13 protein-coding genes, 3 tRNA genes and 1 pseudogene are annotated in these 20,905 nt (G+C 56.0%); 10 read left to right on the forward strand and 7 right to left on the reverse strand.

The window, feature by feature from the left end:
* Positions 1 to 42 precede the first annotated feature (42 nt).
* The 6 genes from Q3970_RS07635 to Q3970_RS07660 all read left to right on the forward strand — a co-directional run bounded on the left by Q3970_RS07635 (position 43) and on the right by Q3970_RS07660 (position 8,216).
* Positions 43 to 2,208 carry a capsular polysaccharide biosynthesis protein gene (locus tag Q3970_RS07635; protein ID WP_303099988.1) on the forward strand — a complete coding sequence of 722 codons (2,166 nt, stop codon included), beginning with the start codon at positions 43 to 45 and terminating at the stop codon, positions 2,206 to 2,208.
* 334 nt (positions 2,209 to 2,542) lie between these two features.
* The gene (locus Q3970_RS07640) at positions 2,543 to 3,796 is read left to right on the forward strand and encodes a capsule biosynthesis protein (protein ID WP_303099989.1); all 1,254 of its coding nucleotides are present in this window, start codon (positions 2,543 to 2,545) and stop codon (positions 3,794 to 3,796) included.
* A gap of 111 nt (positions 3,797 to 3,907) precedes the next feature.
* Positions 3,908 to 4,804 carry a DMT family transporter gene (locus Q3970_RS07645; RefSeq protein ID WP_303099990.1) on the forward strand — a complete coding sequence of 299 codons (897 nt, stop codon included), beginning with the start codon at positions 3,908 to 3,910 and terminating at the stop codon, positions 4,802 to 4,804.
* Between the two features lie 17 nt (positions 4,805 to 4,821).
* Positions 4,822 to 5,178, forward strand: coding sequence for an STAS/SEC14 domain-containing protein (locus Q3970_RS07650; protein WP_257067051.1), 357 nt, complete (start codon positions 4,822 to 4,824; stop codon positions 5,176 to 5,178).
* 176 nt (positions 5,179 to 5,354) lie between these two features.
* Positions 5,355 to 6,179 carry a crotonase/enoyl-CoA hydratase family protein gene (locus tag Q3970_RS07655; protein WP_303099991.1) on the forward strand — a complete coding sequence of 275 codons (825 nt, stop codon included), beginning with the start codon at positions 5,355 to 5,357 and terminating at the stop codon, positions 6,177 to 6,179.
* Between the two features lie 249 nt (positions 6,180 to 6,428).
* A complete protein-coding gene (locus Q3970_RS07660) occupies positions 6,429 to 8,216 on the forward strand; it encodes a 2-isopropylmalate synthase (RefSeq protein WP_303099992.1) in 1,788 nt (595 codons plus the stop codon).
* A 214-nt stretch (positions 8,217 to 8,430) separates the two neighbouring features.
* Here the strand turns inward: Q3970_RS07660 and Q3970_RS07665 are convergent, their stop codons facing one another.
* The 4 genes and pseudogenes from Q3970_RS07665 to Q3970_RS07680 form a co-directional block, all read right to left on the reverse strand.
* Positions 8,431 to 10,221, reverse strand: a complete 1,791-nt coding sequence (locus tag Q3970_RS07665) for an aminopeptidase P family protein (protein ID WP_303099993.1) — start codon at positions 10,219 to 10,221, stop codon at positions 8,431 to 8,433.
* A gap of 262 nt (positions 10,222 to 10,483) precedes the next feature.
* Positions 10,484 to 11,803: pseudogene (locus tag Q3970_RS07670) on the reverse strand (MFS transporter).
* Between the two features lie 374 nt (positions 11,804 to 12,177).
* Complete coding sequence (locus Q3970_RS07675; RefSeq protein WP_303099994.1) at positions 12,178 to 12,969, reverse strand: Cof-type HAD-IIB family hydrolase; 792 nt, start codon at positions 12,967 to 12,969, stop codon at positions 12,178 to 12,180.
* 144 nt (positions 12,970 to 13,113) lie between these two features.
* Positions 13,114 to 14,511: an exonuclease domain-containing protein gene (locus Q3970_RS07680; RefSeq protein WP_303099995.1), complete on the reverse strand. Its 1,398-nt coding sequence runs from the start codon at positions 14,509 to 14,511 to the stop codon at positions 13,114 to 13,116.
* Between the two features lie 103 nt (positions 14,512 to 14,614).
* On the opposite strand from Q3970_RS07680, the gene Q3970_RS07685 reads away from it, so the two are divergent.
* Both Q3970_RS07685 and Q3970_RS07690 read left to right on the forward strand, forming a co-directional pair.
* Positions 14,615 to 14,691: transfer RNA gene (locus Q3970_RS07685), tRNA-Arg, on the forward strand.
* Positions 14,692 to 14,708: 17 nt separating this feature from the next.
* Positions 14,709 to 14,783: transfer RNA gene (locus tag Q3970_RS07690), tRNA-Glu, on the forward strand.
* 83 nt (positions 14,784 to 14,866) lie between these two features.
* Here Q3970_RS07690 and Q3970_RS07695 read toward each other — a convergent pair.
* On the reverse strand, positions 14,867 to 15,295 hold the full coding sequence (locus Q3970_RS07695) for a thioesterase family protein (RefSeq protein WP_303099996.1): 429 nt from the start codon (positions 15,293 to 15,295) through the stop codon (positions 14,867 to 14,869).
* A gap of 244 nt (positions 15,296 to 15,539) precedes the next feature.
* Between Q3970_RS07695 and fba the strand changes: the two genes are divergently transcribed.
* Positions 15,540 to 16,604: a class II fructose-bisphosphate aldolase gene (gene fba, locus Q3970_RS07700; RefSeq protein ID WP_303099997.1), complete on the forward strand. Its 1,065-nt coding sequence runs from the start codon at positions 15,540 to 15,542 to the stop codon at positions 16,602 to 16,604.
* A gap of 165 nt (positions 16,605 to 16,769) precedes the next feature.
* Here fba and Q3970_RS07705 read toward each other — a convergent pair whose 3' ends face one another.
* Entirely contained in the window at positions 16,770 to 18,077 is a 1,308-nt protein-coding gene (locus Q3970_RS07705; protein ID WP_303100000.1) for a M23 family metallopeptidase, read from the reverse strand.
* A gap of 1,355 nt (positions 18,078 to 19,432) precedes the next feature.
* Between Q3970_RS07705 and Q3970_RS07710 the strand changes: the two genes are divergently transcribed.
* On the forward strand, positions 19,433 to 20,446 hold the full coding sequence (locus Q3970_RS07710; RefSeq protein WP_303099998.1) for a hypothetical protein: 1,014 nt from the start codon (positions 19,433 to 19,435) through the stop codon (positions 20,444 to 20,446).
* A 175-nt stretch (positions 20,447 to 20,621) separates the two neighbouring features.
* Here the strand turns inward: Q3970_RS07710 and Q3970_RS07715 are convergent.
* Positions 20,622 to 20,711 (reverse strand) — tRNA-Leu (locus Q3970_RS07715).
* Positions 20,712 to 20,905 lie beyond the last annotated feature (194 nt).

The following is a 20,905-nucleotide window of genomic DNA, read 5'->3' on the forward strand; positions in this document are numbered from 1 at the left end:
TTAAGCCGTCTGAAACTTTCAGACGGCCTGAAATAAAACACCATGAAAAAAGCCAGAATATTTTCCAAAGGCATCAGGAAAATCCCGCACTTGGCGGGATTTCTGCCTGAATATGAATTAGCTTTCCACTGTGCCCGTGCAGACTGCGTGCTGGGCTGGGGCCTGCGCCCCTCCACCCGCAAGGCGCGCGCCTATGCCGAAAAACACCGCCTGCCTTTTACCGCGCTTGAAGACGGCTTTCTGCGCTCGTCCGGTTTGGGCGTGGCAGGCTGGCCGCCGTTTTCTATGGTGGCGGACGATATGGGCATTTATTACGACACCGGCCGCCCTTCGCGTTTGGAAGCATTGGTTTTGGCGGCGGATCAGATGCCGTCTGAAACTTTGGCCGATGCCGGGAAAGCGGCGGAACTAATCGTTGCCCACGGTTTGTCGAAATACAACCATGCGCCTGATTTTTCGTGGGATTTGTTTCAGGCCGGGTATTCAAATACCGCGTGCGTGCCTGAATCTGCGTATGGCAAATTAGACGAGGAAGATATAAAGCGGGATACTCGGGTCAAGCCCGAGTATGACGGAAATAAATATCTCAGGCCGTCTGAAAAAGAAATTGTGCTGGTTATCGACCAAACTTTCGGCGATATGGCGGTGAAATCCGGCGGAGCCGACGAGAAAACGTTTGCGCAAATGTTTCAGACGGCCTCAGCCGAAAACCCCGATGCCGAAATCTGGGTGAAAACCCACCCCGATGTATTGAGCGGTAAAAAGCGCGGCTACCTCACCGATCTGCCGCAAACGGAAAACGTGCGCCTGCTGGCGGCCGATGTCAACCCGCTTTCTTTGTTGAAACAAGCAGATAAAGTATATTGCGTTACTTCGCAGATGGGCTTCGAGGCTTTGCTGCTGGGCAAACCGGTGGCGGTGTTCGGGCTGCCGTGGTATGCGGGCTGGGGGGTTGCCGACGACCGCCATGCGGGTGTGAAAGCCTTGCAGGAACAGGGCCGCCGCGCGCCGCGCTCGCTGATGCAGCTTTTTGCTGCGGCTTATCTGCAATACAGCCGCTATATCAACCCCAACACGGGTGAGCCCGGCACGGTGTTTGATGTGATCGGTTATCTGGCCGCCGGGCGCCGCCGCAACGAAAAACTGCGCGGCAATCTTTACTGCGTGGGCATGTCGCTGTGGAAACGGGCGGTAATGAAGCCGTTTTTCAATGCTCCTGCCTGCCGCCTGCATTTTGTTTCGTCGCTGAAAAAACTGCGCGCAATGCCGCTGCCCGCCGATGCACGGCTGTTGGTGTGGGGCTGCGGCAAGGGCGAACTGCTGGACTTTGCCGCCGAACGCGGCCTGAGTGTGCTGCATATGGAAGACGGCTTTATCCGCTCGGTGGGCTTGGGCTCGAATCTGGTGCCGCCGCTCTCGCTGGTTTGCGACGATATGGGCATTTATTTCAGCGCAGAAAAGCCTTCGCGTTTGGAGCATATCCTGCAAAACCATGTGTTTGCCGAACAGGATTTTCAGACGGCCTCATGGCTGCAAACCGCGCTCACCGAAGCCGGCATCAGCAAATATAACGTTGGCGGCGGCGCGCTGGCCATTCCGCCCGATGCGGGCAGGGTGCTGCTGGTGCCCGGCCAGGTTGAAGACGATGCCTCGATACGCCACGGCTCGCCGGAAATCCGCAAGAATCTGGATTTGCTGAAAAAAGTGCGCGCCCTGAACCCCGATGCCTACATTATCTACAAACCGCACCCCGATGTGGTGAGCGGCAACCGCACCGGCCATATCGCCCCCGAAGAGGCCGCGCGCTATGCCGACCAAACCGTTACCGAATGCGACATCACCACCTGCCTGCAACAGGCGCACGAAGTGCACACCCTCACTTCGCTTTCGGGCTTCGAAGCCCTGCTGCGCGGCAAAACCGTGCATTGCTACGGCCTGCCTTTTTATGCGGGCTGGGGTTTAACGCACGACCACCTGCCGATTCCCCGCCGCACACGCAAACTGGCCTTGTGGCAGCTGGTGGCGGGCACACTGGTTTATTATCCCGATTATGTCTGCCCTGAAACCCACCGTGCGGTTGATGCACAAACCGCCGTGGAAATCCTGCGCCGGCAGAAAGCGCAACGGCAGCACGGCGCGCCGCTGAAAAAGAGCTTCGCCGCCAAACAATGGGGCAAACTCAAGCAGCTTCGCGTGTTAATGAAATAAAATAGATATTTATAGTTATTTAACAAACAATAAATCAGGTAAAATGGCGCTTTGGGAGATGTGCCGCCTTTGGCCGAAACGGCGGCATAAATGGCAGCAAATGTTTTTTCAGACGGCCTGAGATATTTGTAAGTTATTGAAGCCCTTTGAAATATTTATTCTCCGTCATACTCGGGCTTGACCCGAGTATCCCGCCTTGTTTGAAAAATTATTGAAAAACAAGATACTCGGGTCAAGCCCGAGTATGACGGGATTAAGCATTCAAGCCGTCTGAAAACACCGCATACCAAGCGCGCAAACACCGTTCACGTATCCGCAACAATAAACAAACTGCATGGAAAACACGTTTATCCCCGGCTCGCTGGAAGAGCTGGTCGGCAGAAATTCGCGCATCCTGCTGCTGCAGGGGCCGATCGGGCCGTTTTTCACAAAATTCTCGCAATGGCTTTCCGGGCACCATCACAAAACCGTTTTTAAATTGAATTTTAACTACGGCGACGAAACGTTTTACCCCCCGCATATCCCCCGCACCTTCGCCTACCGCGACACTTATCAGGCTTTTCCCGCCTTTTTGGCGGCATTCGTGCAGGAAAACCTTATCGATGCCGTTGTATGCTTCGGCGATTTCCGCCCCTACCACGTAGCCGCCAGGCAGGTGGCCGAAGACTACGGCCTGGGCTTCTGGGTGTTTGAAGAAGGTTATTTCCGCCCGTTTTACATCACGCTGGAGCAAAACGGCGTAAATGCTTTTTCAACCCTGCCGCGCGATGCCGCCTTTTTTCAGGCGGCCTTTCCGAAGCTGCGCAAACAGCAATACTGCGAACCGCCCCCCGTACGCGGCGGCTTCCTGCCGATGGCCGGATGCGCCGTGCGCTACTACGTGTCGGCCCGCCGCCACCGCAGGCACTACCCGCACTACATCCACCACCGTTCCAAAAGCCTGGCGCACTATACCTGGTCGTGGGTGAAATCCGGTCTCAAGCGCGCCGTTTATATGCTGCAGGACCGCAAGTTCGGCCGCAAAGTAGAAAACGGAAAATACGGCAGGTTTTTCATTCTGCCGCTGCAAGTGTTCAACGACAGCCAAGTACGCGTACACAGCGATTTTTCATCGGTGCAGAATTTTTTATTGCACGTGCTCGCCTCGTTTGCCGCCCACGCGCCCGACGGTACCAACCTGATTGTGAAACACCACCCGATGGACAGGGGCTTTACCGACTACCGCAAAGACATCAACCGCTTCCTCCGGCAACACCCCAAGCTCAAAGGGCGCATTTTTTATGTGCACGACGCACCGCTGCCCGCTTTTCTGCGCCACGGCGCCGGCATGGTTACGCTCAACAGCACCAGCGGCCTCTCTGCGCTGATTCACGGCATGCCGGTTAAAACCATAGGCCGGGCCGCCTACGATATCCCCGGCATCACCTTTCAAGGCAGCCTGGCCGAGTTTTGGAAACGCCCCGTGCCGCCCGACGAAGGTTTGTTTCATGCCTACCGCATGTATCACATCAACACCACCCAGATTAACGGCAGTTTTTACAGCGAAGTGCGCTTTCCCGAAACCGGCGGCGGAACACCCGCGCCGTAAGCTGTTTATTCTTTACAAAACACCGGCAAGCGCCGCACAATCCGCCATCTGTGCGGTTCAGGCCGTCTGAAATGCCACAGGCTTCTGCCTTAACCTTACCTTTTTTAATATATGGTTACCCCCTCCCCTCCCCCCTCGGACAAACTCGGCTCGGGCTGGATGATTATCGCCGCTGTCGGTTTCACCCTGATGAATTTCTGGGTGAAAGCCGCCGCGCAAACTTTCGGTTTCGGCGCAGGCGAGCTGGTTTTCTGGCGCATGGGCTTTGCCGCACTGTTTCTCGGCATCACCGCCAAAATGCAGGGCAAAACCTTCGCTACGCCGCATTGGCGCGCACACCTGAACCGCAGCATTTCCGGCACACTGGGCATGTTTTGCATTTTCTATGCCGTGATGCACCTGCCGCTGGCAACCGGCGTAACGCTGGGCTATACCTCTTCGATTTTTTTGGCTGTGTTATCGTTTGTGGTGTTGAAAGAACGGGTGTCGGCCTACACGCTGGCGGTGTTGCTGCTGGGCTTCGGCGGCGTGGTGCTGCTGCTCAACCCTTCTTTTCAAAGCGGGCAGGAGCTGGCCGCTTTAGTGGGTTTGTGCGGCGGCCTGCTCGCCGGTTGGGCCTATTTGCAGGTGCGCGAACTTTCGCTCCTGGGCGAGCCGGGCTGGCGGGTGGTGTTTTACCTTTCGCTGGTGGGCATGGCCTTGTCGGCGGTGTGGACCGGCTTCACCGGCTGGCATCCGCTAACCGCCGCCGCCCTGCCCTATCTGCTCGGCATAGGCGCTTCGGCACTGGTGGCCCAACTGTGCCTGACCCGCGCCTACAAGGTCGGCAACAAATTCACCGTGGCCTCGCTTTCATATTTAACGGTGGTGTTTTCGTCGCTGGCCGGCGTTTGGTTTTTGGGCGACAAAATCAGTTGGCAGGAAGCGCTGGGAATGGGTATTATTGTGGCAAGCGGTATTTTAAGCAGCATGAAGCCGTCGTGGCGGCGGCGCCGTAAATCCCCATAACGCTAAGGAGTGTCATCATGATTTCCATCAGAGAGCAGGCCTACGGTTTGAATGTGGCGCTGTATAACGAATTTACGCTGGAAGATTTCTACGAATTCGAGCGCGCCGCTTTGGAATGCACGCAGAAAGTACACCGCCCCGATATGCTGCTTGATTTAACCATGCTGAAAGACTTCACCATCGATATGGCGGTGGAACAGCTCAAATTCATGCGCGAACACGAAAACGATTTCGGCCGCATCGCCATCGTGGTTGACGATGTTTGGATCAAACTCGGCACCCGCCTCTCCAGCCTGATCACCCAGCAGCACCCGAAATATTTCGATGATGCCGCATCCGCGCAGGCTTGGCTGCAGGAAGCGCAACCGGCATAACCCGCCTTGAAAAACAACAGGCCGTCTGAAACGCCAACCATGGTTTCAGACGGCCTTAAGTATTTTTGCCAAGGTTTTTGCTTTTCACCTGTGAAACATGCCGGAACTTTTACCGTTATAAAACATCAGTAACTGTCAGGCAGACCGTTATAGCCGTCAAAAACAAAGGAAAAAACATGGATAAAACCTACCCGCACATGCAGGTTGAATACGAGCCGCAACACAAAGCCGCCTGGGTGGCGATGGCGGCGCAACCCGTGCCGTGCTTCACGCAAACGCTGCTGCACAGCCTGCTGGCGTATTTCGGCGACGTGCGTGCCGAAATCGATGCGGGCGGCCGCGAATACCGCTATATCGTCGGCACTTCCGGTGTGCCGGGGGTGTATAACCTCGGCGGCGATTTGCGGCTGTTCGCGCAGGCGATCGTGCGCCGCGACCGCGACACCCTGACGGCCTATGCCGCCGACTGCATCAAAGTACTATATGAAGTGATGACCCACCTTAACCGCGAACTGACCACCATCAATCTGGTGGAAGGCGATGCGCTGGGCGGCGGTTTCGAAGGCGCGCTGGCAGGCAATGTGCTCATAGCCGAAAAAGGTGCGCGCATGGGGCTGCCCGAAGTGCTGTTCAACCTTTTTCCCGGCATGGGGGCTTATTCCATGCTGTCGCGCAAAGCGGGCGGCAGCGTAGCCGAAAAAATGATGACGGGCGGCGAAATCTATACTGCCGAGCAACTTTACGAAATGGGCATAGTGGACATTCTGGCCGAAAAAGGCGGAGGGCGGCAGGAAGTGCTGCGCTATATCGAACGCGCCGAAAAATCCCCCAACAGCTACCGCGCCATGCGAAAAGTAAAAGATTACTGCAACCCCGTTTCCTACCAAGAGCTGTCAGACATCACCACCATCTGGGTCGATGCCGCACTAAACCTGACCGAACGCGATTTGCAGGTTATGTCGCACCTGCTGCACAAACAGGGCAACAAATTCGCCGGATAGCGCACCGCCCGAAACCTATTATAGAGGCCGTCTGAAAACCGAAATATTTTCAGACGGCCTTTAAACGCTTCCGCATCCCAAACATATAGTCAACCAACCCAAGAAAATAAATTAGACAAAAAGTCCTATAAAATTACAAAAAAACAGATAAACAAAAAAATTTGCAGAATTTATTGCCGTTTTGTCTGATTTCTGTATAATCACCGCCATATCCTACCCTACCGAAACAAAATTAGACAAAGGCATCCCATGCAATTAGACATCGACCGTTTAATCGCCTATTTCGGCGGCGTAAACGCGCTGGCCGAAGCCCTGAAAGCGCACGACCCCGAAAATGCGGCAAGCACGGCGGCCATCTACAAATGGCGCACGCGCGGCTCGCTGCCGCTGGCGCAACTGCAAAAACTCACCGCACTGGCCGAAGCACAGGGCCGCCCTTTGGATTTAAACGCCTTTTTACAGCAACAAACCACGTTGGAGAAACAAACCATGCCGCAAAACAACCGCGTTATCATTTTCGACACCACCCTGCGCGACGGCGAACAATCGCCCGGCGCCGCCATGACCAAAGAAGAAAAAATCCGCATCGCCCGCCAATTGGAAAAGCTGGGCGTCGATGTAATCGAAGCCGGCTTCGCCGCCGCCAGCCCCGGCGATTTCGAAGCTGTGAACGAAATCGCCAAAACGCTGACCCGCGCCACCGTCTGCACACTGGCGCGCGCGGTTGAAAACGATATCCGCAAAGCAGGCGAGGCAATCGCCCCTGCCGCCAACCGCCGCATCCACACCTTTATCGCCACCAGCCCCATCCACATGGAACACAAGCTGAAAATGAAGCCGGCCAAAGTGGTGGAGGCCGCCGTTAAGGCCGTGAAAATTGCCAAAGAATACACCGACGACGTCGAATTTTCGTGTGAAGACGCGCTGCGTTCCGAAATCGGCTTTTTGGCCGAAATCTGCGGCGCCGTAATCGAAGCGGGCGCCACCACCATCAATATCCCCGACACCGTCGGCTATTCGATTCCCCATAAAACCGAAGAATTCTTCCGCGAGCTGATTGCCAAAACCCCCGGCAGCGGCAAAGTGGTGTGGTCGGCACACTGCCACAACGATTTGGGGCTGGCCGTCGCCAACTCGCTGGCCGCATTGAAAGGCGGCGCGCGCCAGGTAGAATGCACCGTAAACGGCCTGGGCGAACGCGCCGGCAACGCATCCATCGAAGAAATCGTGATGGCGCTGAAAACCCGTAACGACGTTTTCGGTTTGGAAACCGGTATCGACACCACCCAAATCGTGCCCTCTTCCAAACTCGTGTCCACCATCACCGGCTACCCCGTGCAGCCCAACAAAGCCATCGTCGGCGCCAACGCCTTTGCGCACGAATCGGGCATCCACCAAGACGGCGTGCTCAAGCACCGCGAAACCTATGAAATCATGTCGGCCGAATCGGTGGGCTGGGCCGCCAACCGCCTGAGTTTGGGCAAACTTTCCGGCCGCAACGCCTTTAAAACCAAACTTGCCGATTTGGGCATCGAACTGGGCAGCGAAGAAGCCTTAAACGCTGCTTTCGCCCGCTTCAAAGAACTGGCCGACAAAAAACGCGAAATTTTCGACGAAGACCTACACGCGCTGGTTTCCGACGAAATGCACAGCCTCGCCCAAGATGCCTATAAATTCATTTCGCAGCGCATCACCACCGAAACCGGCGAAGAGCCGCGCGCGCAAATCGTATTCAGCGTGAAAGGCGAAGAAAAACAGGCAGAAGCCACCGGCTCAGGCCCGGTCGATGCCATTTTCAAAGCCATCGAAAGCGTGGTGAACAGCGGCGCCGCCCTGCAGATTTATTCGGTGAACGCCGTAACCGAAGGCACCGAAAGCCAGGGCGAAACCTCCGTGCGCCTCGCACGCGGCGGCCGTGTGGTGAACGGCCAGGGTGCCGACACCGACGTGCTGGCCGCTACCGCCAAAGCCTATCTCTCGGCCTTAAGCAAACTGGAATTCAGCGCCGAAAAAGTGAAAGCGCAAGGCGATATCTGAGTGTGAAGGTATATTGAAAACAGGCCGTCTGAAACGTTTCAGACGGCCTGATACTTTATAAAAAGATAAAAAGCCGGAGACCTTGCAAAATTCAAATTGCTATCTGATAAAGTAATTTCATCAGCCAGTTATTCCCTCTCCCGCTGGAGAGGGTCAGGGAGAGGGCTTGGCGGATTTTAACCAACCGTTTTTCAAGCGGCAGGCGTTCGGCGGCTCAAACCGAAGCGGTACGCTCTTCCAACCACGCCCGCGCCGCGCCTTCCACCAGCGGCAGCAGTTTTTCGCGCACTTTAGCGTGGTAGCGGTTCAACCATTCGGTTTCGGCGGCCGTCATCAATGCCGTGTCTACCAAACGGGTGTCGATCGGGCACAGGGTAACGGTTTCAAAACACAAAAAGCTGCCGAACGCGGTTTCGGCGGGGTTTTCCACCGGTTGGTTGACCACCAGGTTTTCAATGCGTATGCCCCATTGCTGCGGGCGGTAGAGGCCGGGTTCGTTAGAGCTGAGCATGCCTGCCTTCATGGCGTGGTTGGGATTGGGCGCGGCATGGCAGGAAACTGCCTGCGGCCCTTCGTGCACATTGAGGAAGTAGCCCACACCATGCCCCGTGCCGTGGCCGTAGTCGCACTGCGCCTGCCACAGGGGCATACGGCATACGGCATCAATCATCGGAGAAGGAAGGTTTTCGGGAAACACCGCCTGCGCCAGCGCAATATGGGCTTTGAGCACTAATGTGAAGTCGCGTTTTTGCGCGGCGGTGGGCGTGCCGACGGGCATCACGCGGGTGATGTCGGTGGTGCCGCCCTGATATTGGCCGCCCGAATCAATCAGCAAGAGGCCGTTGCCGCTGATGACAGCATTGGCCTCGGGCGTGGCGCTGTAATGCGGCAGCGCGCCGTTGGCATTGTAGCCGGCGATGGTGTCGAAACTGGGCGAAACAAAATGCGGGCGGCGGCGGCGGTGCGCCAACAGCAAGGCATCAATGTCCAGCTCGGTAACGGTTTCACCGTTTGCCAGCTTCTGCTCCAATTCGGCGAAAAAACCGCACAAGGCCGCACCGTCTTGGCGCATGGTTTCTCGGATATGGGCGATGTCGGCGGCGGATTTGACCGATTTGAACAGGGTTGAAGGGTTGATGCTTTCCACCAGCCGCACGCTGTCGGGCAGTTGCGCCAAGGTGTTGACCGCCGTTTTGGCAGGATCGAGCAGCAGGCTGCCTCCAATTTGCGACAAGGCCGCCGCCGCTTCATGATAACCGGCAGTGTCTATATCGGCTTCGGCCAACACGGCGCGGGCGGCAGGCGTTAAGGCTTCGGGCGCGGCAAACAGCGTGGCCTGATTTTGCCCGATCAGCAGGTAAGACAAAAACACGGGATTAAACGGCACGTCGCTGCCGCGCAGGTTGGTGAGCCAGGCGGTGTCGTCCAACGAAGAAACCAAGTGGTAATCAGCACCTTTTTCTTGCATAGCCGCGCGCACCCGCGCCAGTTTTGCCGCAGCGCTTTCGCTCACAAAGACGGCATCGTGCGGGTAAACTGGCGATTGCGGCAGGGCGGCGCGGTTTTCCCAAATGGCGGCGAGAATATCGCCGCTGTGAACCAGACTGATGCTTTTTGCTGCAAACGCGCTTTCCAACCGGCGCTTGGCCGCCAGCGACAGCATATCGGGCGCCACGCCCACACAGGCGTTTTCATGCAGGCTTTCGGCCAAATCTTCCACATGGGTTTTGCCGAAACCGAGCTTTTGCAGAGTGATGCCGCTGCCGGCAAGCTGCTCTGCAGCCTGTTCCCAATAGCGGCTGTCCGTCCACAAATCGGTGCTGTCCTTTTTCACCACCAGCGTACCGGCCGAACCGGTAAAGCCGGAAACATACGCCCGCGCCTGCCAGTGCTGCGGCAGGTATTCCGACAAATGCGGGTCGGCCGAGGGGATAATCCACGCATCTAACTTTTGCGTGTCCATGGCTTGGCGAAGGGCGGCCAAACGTTGGGAAGGCTTATTCATGTTGTCCTCCGAAAATATTGATATGCTGCATTATTGTATCGTGAAACAAAACCAATTTGAGACCTTTTCAAAACACCTTAGGAGCTGTCGGCATTTAACTGGCGAAGCGGTTTTTTGAGGCAAAAAGCGCAGCAAGGTTGGACACCTGCGGGCATTTCAGCTTCGCAAGTCCGCTTCGCTGCCTAACGCCGCAGACGGGGATTTTTGACCAAAAACACCGCCGTTGCGTTGTGTCAACAGACCCTAAGGCCGTCTAAAAAACCTAACCGCTGATGTCTTCCAAGCTGCGGCCTTTGGTTTCTTCCCCCAGTAATACAATCACCGCCGCCACCGCCACCAGCACGGCGGTAAACATCACAAAAATCTGTCCGAAACCGTTTTCGCCGCCCATCATCGCCGCCACCGCCATCGGCGCCACTATACCGCCGATGCGCCCCACCGCGCCCGCCCAGCCCGAGCCGAATGCACGGAAACGCACCGGATAAAGCTCGGGTGTGTAGGTATAAAGCACGCCCCAAGCGCCCAGATTGAAAAACGACATCCAGCAGCCCCAAAAAACCACCGCCGCCGCCGATGTGCTGTGGCCGAAGAAATAGGCGCACACCGCACAGGCAAACAGAAAGCCCGCCAGCGTGGCTTTGCGGCCGATTTTTTCCACCAGCACGGCGGCGGCGAAATAGCCGGGCAGCTGCGCCAGAATCATCACCAACACATACTCAAAGGTTTTCACCACCGTATAGCCCTGCTCCACCAGCAACTTGGGCAGCCAAGTAAAAATGCCGTAATACGAAAACACGATGCCGAACCAAATCAGCCACAGCATCAGCGTGCGCCGAGCAAACGGCGGCTGCCAAAGCTGTGCGAAACGCACGTTTTCGCGGGTTTCCACGCCCGCCACTTCGGCCGTCTGAACCGCCGGCAACCCCGCTTCGCGCTCTAAGGCGCACACGATTTCATGGGCTTCCCGCACCCTGCCTTTATGAATCAGATAAGGCACCGATTCGGGCAGCTTTTTTCACACATAAAACGCATAAAACACCGGCAGCGCACCGATTAAAAACGCGCTGTGCCAGCCGTATTGCGGAATGAAAAAATACGACACCAGCGCCGCCGCCAGCCAGCCCAGCCCCCAAAAACTCTCAAGCAGCACGATAAACCGCCCGCGCACTTTCGGCGGCGCATATTCGCTCACCAGCGACACCGCCACGGGAAGCTGCCCGCCCAAGCCGAAGCCCACCCAAAAGCGGAAAAACAGCAGGCTGGCCAAATCCCACGACACTGCGCACAAACCCGTTGCCACGCTATACAGCAGCATGGTGCCGGCAAACACGTTTTTGCGCCCGATGCGGTCGGCCATCCTACCGCTCAACACCGCCCCCGGCGCCATGCCGATAAAGCCGGTGCTGACAATCCAGCCCAACCCTGCGGGCGACAGTTGCCACTCTTCGCCCAAAGTGGCCAGCACAAACGACACCATGCCGGTATCCATGGCGTCAAACAGCCAGCCCAAACCGATTAACACCAACAATTTATAGTGAAACCTGCCCACCGGCAGGTTTTGCAGGCGCGAGAGAATATCCATGATCCCTTCCCTTAATTTGGCTTGTGTGCGGCAAACATTTTCCCATATCCAAACCGAACCTCAACCGCTTACACAGCCAGATACCTTTGCAAACCCCCAGATGTGGATGCAGTTTAAGGCGTAGCAGTGCAGCGGGCGCAGACATAACATAGAGTCAGGTAAGCAAGCGAGCAGCGCACAACGCAGAAATGCGCCGCAGATAGGGGTTTTGCAAAAGCCTCAGCCATTCAATTTAAAGAAAAAATACATCCGCTGCTGAGATCTTTGCAAAATTTATTTAGGCCGTCTGAAAATACGGTTTCAGACGGCCTTATTTTTGCCAAACCCTTAGCGGTTTTTCAAACACCCGCAACGCGCCCGCAGCGGGACAATAATCAGATAATACCCAACGCTTTCAATCCGTTATAAACACCGTCTTCCTCTACCGTCGGGCAGATATAGTCCGCCTCGGCTTTCAAATCGGGATGGCCGTTGCCCATCGCCACGCCGAAGCCCACAGCTTTCATCATCTCGATATCGTTCAAACCGTCGCCGAAAGCCATCACGTCCTCCATATCAATGCCCAGCTCGGCCACCGCCGTGCGGATACCGCGCGCCTTCGAGCCTTGTGCATCAAGCATATCCACCGCCAATTCGTGCCAGCGCACGGTTTTGTAGCCGTGTTTCGCCGCTTCGGCCGCCACTTCCGCTTCGCGGTCTGCCGCATAAAAACCAAGCATCTGAAACACTTCGTTGCGGCGGTAAAATTCCTTATCCACCGGGTGGTCGGGCAGAATATGCGCCATCGCATCTTCCACCGTAGGCACAGGCTCGGAAACGGCGATGGTGTGGTCGGCCACAAACGCATAGGGAATACCCTCGCGGTCGAAATAGGCGCACATTTCATCCACTTTGACGGTTTCCAGCGGGCGTTTTTGCAGCACTTCGCCGCGGTAGCGGATAAACTGGCCGTTGATGGTGAGCAGCAGATCCATGCCTGCCTCTTCCACCACGGCGCGCACTTTGGCGGGCATGGCGGCATACGGGCGGCCGGTGGCGATGGCGGTGAGAATGCCGCGCGCTTTCAGCGCCTTCATGGCTTCAAACACCGACGGGCGCAGCGTGTCGGTGTATTTGCGGTAAAGCGTGTCGTCGATGTCGAAAAAGATAATTTTGGGAGTTTGCATAGCGTTTCTTTCTGAATGGGTTCGGCAAACCGCCGGTTTGCCCCGATGCGCACCGCCCCCGTTTGATATCGGGCAACAATCGTGCGGAAAGGCCTGAGCCTTTGCAAAATAACTGAAGGCCGTCTGAAAGCCGGCCAACCTTTTTCAGACGGCCTCCAACACCCTCACCGCCGCCTTACCCTGCTTGAATTTGGCTTTCAGCAGCGGCGGCAGGGTTTCGTCGAAATACCATTGCCCGTCGGGCAGCGCCAGCGCACCGCCTTCGCAATGCAACACCACCGACCGCCCCGACAGATTATCACTTTCCACGATTTCGATTTTGCGCGCCCTGCCCCAGTCCGCCACCGGCAGATTGTGCGCCAGCGAAGAGATACGGCGGTTTTGCACTTCGATGCCCTCTGCCGTGGCGCAGCCGCCGTCGCAGCGCCCCACTTCCCGCACGGGGCACGGCACGCCTTTGGCATGGGTTTGCGGCAGAATATCGAGCGACGACGGGCACAACCCGTGCGCCTGCGCCCATTCCGCCAGCGCGCGTTTGGCGGCTTTTTTGTGTATAAACAAACCGTTGGGCGGCTGCCGCCTGCTGCCTTCCGCCAGCGGCACCACCCGCGCCTGCAAACGCGCCTGCTCGTCGGGCGCAAACTGAACCGTTAAATAACGGTTGGCGCTTTCAGACGGCCTGATGCCGTATTGTTGTGCCAGTTGCGCTTTCAGCCACAGCGCATGAAGCGCCCCCAACGCCGGTATAAAACGCAGGCTGCCGGTTTCCAACACAAACGGCTGGTTCTTTTTAAGATGCAGCATCGCCGCCACTTCGGCAAACGCCTTTTCATGCACGCGGATATCCAGCGCACGCCCCCTGCCGTCAAGCCAAACCGACACGCCCGGCGTATCGGGCAGCGCATAAACCTGCTCCGCCAAATCCGCCCCCAACCAAGCCGGCGGCAGCTTCGGATTCATCAGCGCGCGGCAGTGGTTTTCCCATTCGCCGCCCTTCTCCGCCAAGCTGGCCTCCAAAAAATCGGCCAACGCCAACACATCGGTCATCGCACGGTGGCGGTTTTCCGCCCAAATACCGAAACGCTCGATGATGCTGTCGAGATTATGCTTGTGAAACTGCGGATACAGGCGGCGCGACAATTGCACGCTACACAAAGCCGGCGCGGCGAAATCCACGCCCGCGCGCCGGAATTCGTGGCGCAGAAAGGTATAATCGAAACGGCTGTTGTGCGCCACCAGCAGCGAGCCGCGCAGCAGCGGCAGCAATTCGGCCGCCAAGTCGGCAAACAGCGGCGCACCGGCCACCATCTCATTGCTGATGCCGGTTAAACGGGTAATAAACGCCGAAAGCGGCTGCTGCGGGTTCACCAGCCATTCGTGCCGCTCTGCCCTGCCGTTTTCAAAACGCAGCAACGCCACCTCGGTAATGCGGTCTTCAAACAGGTTGCCGCCCGTCGACTCAATGTCCACCACGGCCACCGGCACGCCCAAACGGCCGAAACACGCCGCCAACAGCGGCCAACGATCAGAGGCTTGCGCCATCATATTTCCGATTAAATTCAAATAACAGGCCGCTATTCTACACTTTTTCGCCGGGCAGCGCTTGACAGCATAAACCACGATTCCTATAATACGCATCTTTCACGCACCCGTAGCTCAGTTGGATAGAGTATCTGGCTACGAACCAGAGGGTCGGGCGTTCGAATCGCTCCGGGTGCGCCACACAAATTATTTTATCCGCGCCCATCGTCTAGCGGTTAGGACATCGCCCTTTCACGGCGGTAACCGGGGTTCGATTCCCCGTGGGCGTGCCATACAAAACCAAAGCCCTTGAAATTTTCAAGGGCTTTGGTTTTCATTCACATTCATTACCAAACAGGCCGTCTGAACCCGTTTTTCAGACGGCCTGCAATATCCTTCCCAACCCTTCCGGCAAACGGCAGACTTTCTGCGCGGCATAATCGAAACACACCATACCCGTTCGCACTTTGGCAATACTGCGGCCGTCGCTTTCGCGGCTGATATGGTAAAGCAACGCAAAACTGCTGCGGCCGATGTCGTCTGCGCCCATTTCCACCGCCAGCTCATCGCCGTGATGCACCTGCACCAGATACTGAACCGCCGCATCCGCCATAATCAAGCCCGCCCCGCCTGCATCCGGTTCGCTGAAACCGTGCCGCGCAAGCCAGCGCATACGGCACTCATGGCACAAACGCAACACCGCATCATTGGCCAGATGGTTGCCGTAATTGATATCGCCGATTTGCACCGTAATACCGGTGCGGAACAAAACCTTTTCAGGCAAAGGCAGATTGATGCGCGGCATAAAAACCCTCCAAACAAAAATAACAGCTTGAAACCATTGCCCAACCGATAACAGCCCGAAGCGTTATTGTAACGGATTCTGCACAAAAACCGCCCGTCTGCGCAACATTCCTCCCCCGCTGTTTCCCGTTTTCGGCGGCAGATTATTCAAACGGCCTATTTTTGTTGTCGCGTGTAGTTTTCAGGGCGAAACTGATATAATTTGACCGTTATTCAATATTTCACCCAGATTTGGAGGATTTTCTATGGCACTCGTATCCATGCGCCAGCTGCTCGACCATGCCGCCGAAAACAGCTACGGCCTGCCCGCTTTCAACGTGAACAACCTCGAACAGATGCGCGCGATTATGGAAGCCGCCGACCAAGTTAACGCCCCCGTTATCGTGCAGGCCAGCGCCGGCGCGCGCAAATATGCCGGCGCGCCGTTTCTGCGCCACCTGATTCTGGCGGCCATCGAAGAATTCCCGCACATTCCCGTGGTGATGCACCAAGACCACGGCGCCTCGCCCGACGTATGCCAACGTTCCATCCAGCTCGGCTTCAGCTCGGTGATGATGGACGGATCGCTGCTCGAAGACGGCAAAACCCCGTCCACCTACGAATACAACGCCGAAGTTACCCGCAAAGTGGTTGAGTTTTCCCATGCCTGCGGCGTATCGGTAGAAGGCGAAATCGGCGTTTTGGGCAATCTGGAAACCGGCGAAGCAGGCGAAGAAGACGGCGTGGGCGCGGCCGGCAAACTCTCCCACGACCAAATGCTCACCAGCGTGGAAGACGCCACCCGCTTCGTGCGCGACACCGGCGTGGACGCGCTGGCGATTGCCATCGGCACCAGCCACGGCGCATACAAATTCACCCGTCCGCCCACCGGCGACGTGCTGCGTATCGACCGCATCAAAGAAATCCACGCCGCCCTACCCAACACCCACATCGTGATGCACGGCTCCAGCTCCGTGCCGCAGGAATGGCTGAAAATCATCAACGGACACGGCGGCAACATCGGCGAAACCTACGGCGTGCCGGTGGAAGAAATCGTGGAAGGCATCAAACACGGCGTGCGCAAAGTTAACATCGACACCGACCTGCGCCTGGCCTCCACCGGCGCCATCCGTAAATTTATGGCCGAAAACCCCGCCGAATTCGATCCGCGCAAATATCTGGCCAAAACCGTAGAAGCCATGAAACAAATCTGTATAGCCCGCTACATCTCCTTCGGCTGCGAAGGCCAGGCCGGCAAAATCAAACCGGTTTCGCTGGAAAAAATGGCCGCCCGCTATGCCAAAGGCGAACTCAACCAGATTGTGAAATAAGCCGCTCAAACACACACACGTTCTAACAAAACCAAAGGCCGTCTGAAACCGTTCGACAGCCTTTGGTTTTACCAAAGTCTCAATTTATACTTAAAATCTACCTGACACCAAACCAAAAATACCAAAACCGCCCCAAACGGGCGGTTTTATTCAAGCAAACATATCTCAATCCAACTGCGTTACCGTTACCGGCAGATTACGTACCGCAGCCATAGTGGCGGTATGCGCCTGTTGCTGCCTGCGGAATTCAGCCATATTGGCAGGCGTGAGTTTCGGTGTCGGTAAAGCGATGGCCGTCGGGTTCATATGTTGGCCGTTTTTGCGTACTTCATAGTGCAGGTGCGGGCCGGTCGAACGACCGGTGCTGCCCACATAACCGATTATATCGCCGGCCTTAACCCGGCCTTTCGCCGGCGAAAACGCACTCATATGGGCATACAGGGTTTCTACACCGTTGCTGTGCTGCAGAATGACGGTATTGCCGTAACCGCCCTGCCAGCCTTTAAACGTCAGCACACCATCGGCAGTAGCGCGGATAGGGGTTCCCGTGGGTGCGGCATAATCAATACCCGTGTGCATTTTGACGGTACGCAAAACGGGGTGCACGCGTACGCCGTAGGGCGAAGAAATACGCACATAATCTACCGGTTTCACGTTGAAACCCTCGTGCAGGCGCAGTGATTTGCCGTGTTGGTCATAATAACTGCCGCTCTCTTCATCACCTTTGCCTTGGCTGTAATAATAGGCTTGGTAGGTTTTGCCGTTTTTCACCACTTCGGCAGCTAAGATATCGCCTGTAGCCATTTCCTGACCGCGGAAATACATACTGTTATACAGCAGGCGGATAGAATCGCCGCCGGTGAGTTCGTCTACATTAACAACATCGTGGAAAATCTCGTTCAGAGACTCACGTACTTCAACCGGCACTCCGGCCTGCGCCATTGCCCCGCGTGCGGAAGTCCGTACCTGCACCGATCTGAGCGTGGGCATAGTTTCCATTTCAACCGCCGAAGAAGACGCACGCCATTTGCCGTTTACTTTTTCAATGGCAACCAAGTTGCGCTCACCGTTGTCATCATCGTTAAAGAACTGTACGTCGGTGATATTTCCCGAAGCGTCGAAACGCACGTTTACCGATTGGCCTGCACGCAGCTGAATCATGCTGCGGTCAACCGAATTGCGCGCCAGTACTTCGCGGATTTCCTCATCCGACACGCCCATGCGCTGCAATACGTCGGTGAGCGAATCCCCCGGCTCTACTGCTTCCTGCGCCCAATAACTGCCTTGGAACGTGCCGCTTTCCACATAAACGGCAGGCAACTCTTCCATCACCCGCTCCGTACGGTAAATCTCGGGCTGAGGCTGCGGATCGGTTACGGCATAAGCGGCTACCATACCCGAAACAGGCAGTAATACACCCACAATCGACCAGCGGACGGGTTTGTTTTGCCAAAAGCGTCCCACCGCCGCCATTGCAGGCACGCTTGAAATAGCAGATACTGCCATACGGATGGGTTTGACTGCGGTTTTAAATACCGCCGCCTGGGATTGGGTAACTTTCGGCACCGAAATCTTGGACACGCTGATTTTCGGCATGGAAACTTTCGGCAGTTTCGGCAAAGACATCTTACCGCGCGGCGCAGCAGCCGCCGCTTTCTGACCTGCCGCATAAGCGGCAGCGGCAACGGCCAGTTTTTCTGCCGCGCGCTCTGAAACAGAAAGGGCTTCGGATTCGGCAACGGTTTGCTTCACTGCGGCTGCTTCTGCAACAGAGGCAACAGCAGTTTGCTCCCCTTCTGCCGCAACAGTCTCAACCGCTTCGGGCAGCACCGCTTCAAACGCGACAGAAGCAGGCCGTTCTTCGGTTTCCATAACAACAGCCTGTACCTCTTCAACTTTCACCACTTCAGCAACAGAAGCAGCAGCGGCTTGCTCCTCAACGGTTTCAACAACCTGCACATTTGTTTCCGCAACGGCTTCGGTGCCACCTGCCGTTTCAAAGGCCGTCTGAACGGTTTGTCCGGCTGCATTACCAGCCTCTGCCGCCGCAACGGCTTCGTGTTCAACGGACGGCTTCTGTTTGACAAACAGTGAAGGCTTCACATTGATGGCCGGTTTAAACAAACCCGACAAAGGTTTGTTGGCAGTAATTTTCGCCGTAGCCACCATTTTCTTGGTAACCGCAGCAGCCGCAACAGCAATGGTTTCAGGCTGTATTTCGGCTACCGTTTCCACCGCAACGGCAACTTCCCGCACTGCTTGCTCAGCGGACTTCTCGGTAATTCCTTCATAACGGCCGCCTGCAGGTTTTACCAACACGGGTTCCACCGGAACCGACTTCATCGCAAACGGTGTAGTCATCATCGGCTCAGCCGCCAGCAACGCAGGCTCCACCACCGGGTTGATAAAATCAGACGAATCCTCAAACAGGGCAACAGCAGCCTCTTCCTGCATATGTTCAGACATAGCAGGAGCTTCAACGGGCACAACGGTGTAATCCGGATCGGCATGCCGGACAGGCTCGGATTCGACGGGATGCAGCACCGCAGAAGGGGCAGATTCCACCTCAATTTCACTGCTTTGCGCCGGTGATTTTAAAAACATACTCAAGGGCTTTGTCATATCAGGCCTCTTATCTTGCTTGTGCGGCGGGATTTTCCGCCATTATTCCGCTACTGCGTTGATTTTCACAAAATTTATACTTTTCTTTTCTAGGAAAAGTGTACCACAAAACCGCTTCCTCTGCTTTAAGGGGAGGTTTCCCTGCGTGAAAAATCCGCACAATAGCGTAAAATATGCACAGTTTTTTATACCTGCACATACCTCCCATGCACTTTACTCTAGCCCTCCCTTCCCTGAACCGCAACACTTCCGTTTCCCTACCCGAAACCGTTTTGCCCTCGCTCAATAAAATGATGCGTTTCGGTGCGTACACCGCAACACCTGCACGGCCGTCTGAATTCTACGGCCGTTTTTTGTGGCGCGGCAGCCTGTTGGAAAACGCCAAGTCGGCTTTGGATATCGACACCGATCGTGCTGCAGTGTTTGCCAGCCCGGTCTGGCAACAGATGGGCATGCACCACATGGATATGCTCGACGGCAGCAACATCAAAATTCAGGTACACGAAGCAGAAGCACTCTGCCGCGGCCTAAATGACTTTCTGCAAGAAGACGGTTGGCACTTCAGCCTGCTGCGCCCCGATTTGTGGCTGGCCACCCTACCCGGGCAGCCCGACTGGCAGATTGCACCGGTTTTAGACGTACTAGGCCGAATCGACGGTTCAATCCGCCCCGAAGGCTGCAGCAGTCGGACATGGCTGCAAAAGCAAACCGAAATCCAGATGTGGCTGCACGCCCACCCGCTCAATGCCGGACGCACTGCCGTGCAAATGCCTGCCGTTAACGGTGTGTGGCTGTGGCAGGATATGGCCGGCAGCCAAACCGGTACGCCGTTTCTAGGCAGCAGCAGCCCGTGGGCGCAGTTTTATCCGGGCAGCCGTACCGATGCACCCTATGATTTCAACGCTTGGCTGGAAATGGTGCGCGAACACGGCCGCCCTGTCTCAGACAGCCTGCTGTTTTTAGACGATTTAGCCGTTACCCTGCACACTGATGATGTGTGGGCATATAAAGATATCTTGGAAAGCTGGGAACAGCGCTGGTTTGCCCCGCTGTGGCAGGCTTTACAGCAAGGCCGTCTGAACAGCCTTACTATCGCAACCGACGGAGAAAAAGGCGGCAGCCTTACACTCAACCCAAAATCGATACGGGCTTTTTGGAAAAAAAAGAAAGTGTTCGCAGGAAGTTTAGACGGTCTGAAATCTAACAGTGATAATCTTTAAAATCAAAGAACTTGGAGAAATGAGAAATAGCCATGAGTTCGGTAAAAACAGCCGCTTCTTCCTTCCGCCAATATCTGTCTGACTGCTGATTGAACCCAATATAAATTACAAATACAGAAAGATTCAAAGAAACATTGAATCCGGTAAGAAAATTTCTGATTTTTCAATGACATTATGGTGCCCGGAGCCGGAATCGAACCGGCACGACCTGTTTAGGGTCGACGGATTTTAAGTCCGTTGTGTCTACCTATTTCACCACCCGGGCGGCATCCTCGAATCGCAGTTGCACTTAAACCCGAAGACATGGAACTTGGAGGCGGGGGCACGGATTTTAACCGGCCTGTATAAGGGTTGCACCCCTTATCGCATAAACACTCTGCCACCCCGCCGTAGAGGGTTTGATATGGAGGCGGAAGTCGGAATCGAACCGGCGTACACGGCTTTGCAGGCCGCTGCATA

The sequence above is a fragment of the Neisseria sp. genome (assembly GCF_030530745.1).
Classification (GTDB): Bacteria; Pseudomonadota; Gammaproteobacteria; order Burkholderiales; family Neisseriaceae; genus Neisseria.

Excerpts from the sequence above, each read along its gene's own strand:
- Q3970_RS07695 (WP_303099996.1), bottom strand. The coding sequence starts at position 15,295 with ATGCCGCGCATCAATCTGCCTTTGCCTGAAAAGGTTTTGTTCCGCACC.
- Q3970_RS07660 (WP_303099992.1), top strand. The coding sequence starts at position 6,429 with ATGCAATTAGACATCGACCGTTTAATCGCCTATTTCGGCGGCGTAAAC.
- Q3970_RS07645 (WP_303099990.1), top strand. The coding sequence starts at position 3,908 with ATGGTTACCCCCTCCCCTCCCCCCTCGGACAAACTCGGCTCGGGCTGG.
- Q3970_RS07680 (WP_303099995.1), bottom strand. The coding sequence starts at position 14,511 with ATGGCGCAAGCCTCTGATCGTTGGCCGCTGTTGGCGGCGTGTTTCGGC.
- Q3970_RS07650 (WP_257067051.1), top strand. The coding sequence starts at position 4,822 with ATGATTTCCATCAGAGAGCAGGCCTACGGTTTGAATGTGGCGCTGTAT.
- Q3970_RS07655 (WP_303099991.1), top strand. The coding sequence starts at position 5,355 with ATGGATAAAACCTACCCGCACATGCAGGTTGAATACGAGCCGCAACAC.
- Q3970_RS07675 (WP_303099994.1), bottom strand. The coding sequence starts at position 12,969 with ATGCAAACTCCCAAAATTATCTTTTTCGACATCGACGACACGCTTTAC.
- Q3970_RS07705 (WP_303100000.1), bottom strand. The coding sequence starts at position 18,077 with ATGGCGGCGGTGGGACGCTTTTGGCAAAACAAACCCGTCCGCTGGTCG.
- Q3970_RS07635 (WP_303099988.1), top strand. The coding sequence starts at position 43 with ATGAAAAAAGCCAGAATATTTTCCAAAGGCATCAGGAAAATCCCGCAC.
- Q3970_RS07640 (WP_303099989.1), top strand. The coding sequence starts at position 2,543 with ATGGAAAACACGTTTATCCCCGGCTCGCTGGAAGAGCTGGTCGGCAGA.
- Q3970_RS07710 (WP_303099998.1), top strand. The coding sequence starts at position 19,433 with ATGCACTTTACTCTAGCCCTCCCTTCCCTGAACCGCAACACTTCCGTT.
- Q3970_RS07665 (WP_303099993.1), bottom strand. The coding sequence starts at position 10,221 with ATGAATAAGCCTTCCCAACGTTTGGCCGCCCTTCGCCAAGCCATGGAC.
- fba (WP_303099997.1), top strand. The coding sequence starts at position 15,540 with ATGGCACTCGTATCCATGCGCCAGCTGCTCGACCATGCCGCCGAAAAC.